This window comes from Bulleidia sp. HCP3S3_C9 (genome assembly GCF_052064035.1).
In the GTDB taxonomy this organism is placed as follows: domain Bacteria; phylum Bacillota_I; class Bacilli_A; order Erysipelotrichales; family Erysipelotrichaceae; genus Bulleidia.
On sequence record NZ_JBQHWJ010000137.1, the window covers coordinates 1 to 495 of the forward strand.

The 495-nt window shown below is 38.4% G+C and carries 1 protein-coding gene; it reads left to right on the forward strand.

The genetic code is table 11. From position 1 onward, the window contains the following. A partial coding sequence (locus ACTND6_RS11135; RefSeq protein ID WP_441024336.1) for a group II intron maturase-specific domain-containing protein occupies positions 1-442 on the forward strand: 442 nt, incomplete at its 5' end. Positions 443-495: the final 53 nt, after the last annotated feature.

The following is a 495-nucleotide window of genomic DNA, read 5'->3' on the forward strand; positions in this document are numbered from 1 at the left end:
ACCTAGCAGTGACAGGAAAGTAAAGCTATACACGAAAATCAGAGAAGTACTGCAACGAAAAGCAGCAGTAGCTAGACCACTTTCTTATACATTTACAAAAGTGAATCAGATCGTTCATGGATGGATAAATTATTTCCGCATAGGAAGCATGAAGATATTCATGAAAGAATTTGGACAATGGCTGCGCCACAAGATACGTGTAGTCATAATCAAGCAGTGGAAAAAGCCAATGAGAATCTATACGAATCTGCAGAGAATCAACAAGAGATTCAGATGCAATTTTACAGACGAGGATATATTCAAGGTGGCAAATACAAGACTTGGATTATATCGACAATGTGGATTGAATGTAATCAACTTTATCATCAGTCCAAAAGTGCTGGTCATACAAAAAGCGGAAAGACCAGGTTTAGTCAATCCGCTGGAATACTATCTAAGATAGTTGTGATTTTAATACAAATGTAGCGCCGTATACGGAACCGTACGTACGGTGCA